Annotated in this window: 3 protein-coding genes; all 3 read left to right on the top strand. The window is 68.4% G+C overall.

The genetic code is table 11. The features are described from left to right. Positions 1-438 (top strand): hypothetical protein (locus FJ386_15535; protein MBM3878098.1); only part of this gene is annotated, 438 nt, incomplete at its 5' end. Positions 439-494: 56 nt separating this feature from the next. Next, a complete protein-coding gene (locus tag FJ386_15530) occupies positions 495-1,307 on the top strand; it encodes a sel1 repeat family protein (protein ID MBM3878097.1) in 813 nt (270 codons plus the stop codon). Positions 1,308-1,368: 61 nt separating this feature from the next. After that, on the top strand, positions 1,369-1,600 hold a 232-nt coding region (locus tag FJ386_15525; protein ID MBM3878096.1), incomplete at its 3' end, for a hypothetical protein.

Below are 1,600 nucleotides of genomic sequence, written 5' to 3'. Positions count from 1 at the left end.
GAAGCGCCGGGCTGTTACACGTGGGACCCGCGGCAGCGCATCCACAGCATCGGCGGCATCCGTTCGCTGGCCTTCTCGCCCGACGGCGCGGTGCTCGCGGTCGGCGGCATGGGCAAGGTCGAGAACATTGACCACCTCGGCGGCAAGGCGCGGCTCGAACTCTTCGACTGGCAGAAGGGCGAATCGCTTGCCGCGCTCGAAAGCGACAAATACAAGGGCGTCATCGCGCACCTCGAATTCCATCCGCAGGGCGCGTGGCTGCTCGGCTGCGGCGGCGACGGCAAGGGCTGGGCGCTCTTCGTGGACGTGGCGGCGAGGAAGTTCACCGCGCAGGAGGCGCTGCCGATGCACACGCACCAGTTCGCGCTGAACGAAAAAGCCGACCGCATCTTTGCCGCGGGTCACCAGCGGCTCGGCGTCTGGGACATCGCGACGTAAAGCGTGCCGGCGGCTGGCATGACTTTGATTGGGCAAGTGCCGCAACACCGATCCATATGCGCCCGCTTCGCTGCCGAAGATTTGCTCCCGCGCTCGTGCTCGCGGCGGGTTTGCTTTCGGGATGCAACCGGGACACCGCGGCGGGCAAGCCGGCCGCAAACCGATCGCGCGGCGATGACCCTTTGCGCGACGTGCCGCGGCGTCACGCGCAGCAACTCGCCCCCGTCGAGCTGTCCGGCATGAAGCAAGCCGCGGGCGCGCCGGTGACCGCGCCTCGCGCGCCGTCGAAGAACTCGCGCAGCGCCGAATCGAACTTCCGCGAAGGGCTCGCCTATTGGGAGGCGACGGGCGTGGATCGCGACCGCGCCGAGGCCGTGAAATACTTCCAGCTCGCCGCCGACGCCGGTCATGCGCGCGCCGCGGCTTTCCTCGGCGCCGCGTATCGCGTCGGCGACGGCGTCGCGCACGACCCGGTGCAGACGGTGAAGTGGTTCACCGTTGCGGCAGAGCAGGGGCACGACCTGTCGCAGGCCATCCTCGGCTCGCTCTACAACACCGGCGAGTGCGTGGAGAAAAACCCGGTCGAGGCCGTGAAGTGGTTCCGCGCCGCGGCCGAGCAGGGCCGCGTGGAGGCGATGGGCAACCTCGGCGCCATGCTGTTCCTCGGCCAGGGCACGACGAACAACTTCGTCGAGGCTTACAAGTGGCTGCACCTCGCCGCGCAGGCGCAGAATCCGCTCGCGATCAAGAACCGTGGCGAGGTCGCCAAGCGCCTCACCGCGGCGCAGATGGCCGAGGGCCGCAAACTCGCCACGGAGTTCCGCGCCCGGCCGACCACCAACTCGCTGCCCGCCGCAGCGACGCCGTGATTCGGCCGGTTAATTTGCTTTCCTGCCCGCGCCGTTCGTGGCTTGGTGTCCGCACCAGACTATGAACCTCAAGTTGCCGGTCGCATGCCTCGCACTTGCGGCTTCCATTCTCGCGCTTGACGCCCAACCGAAGGCGCCCGCCAAGAAAGCCGCGAACGCCAACTTCCAGCCGAACCCAAGGAAGCTCAACCCGCCGCCCGGTGTCGTCGTGCCTGCGGACGTGAAGGCCGAACTCACCGCCGGAGCCGCCGCGCTGGGCAAGGAAATCGAGGCGCTCCGATCCTCGCTGAAGG

It is taken from the genome of Verrucomicrobiota bacterium (assembly GCA_016871675.1).
GTDB lineage: Bacteria > Verrucomicrobiota > Verrucomicrobiia > Limisphaerales > VHCN01 > VHCN01.
Note: the sequence above shows the minus strand (reverse complement) of the source record. Positions and strands in the feature narration are given on the sequence as shown.

Bases quoted from the DNA above. Each gene is read 5' to 3' on its own strand.
- FJ386_15530 (MBM3878097.1), top strand. From the start codon at position 495: ATGCGCCCGCTTCGCTGCCGAAGATTTGCTCCCGCGCTCGTGCTCGCG.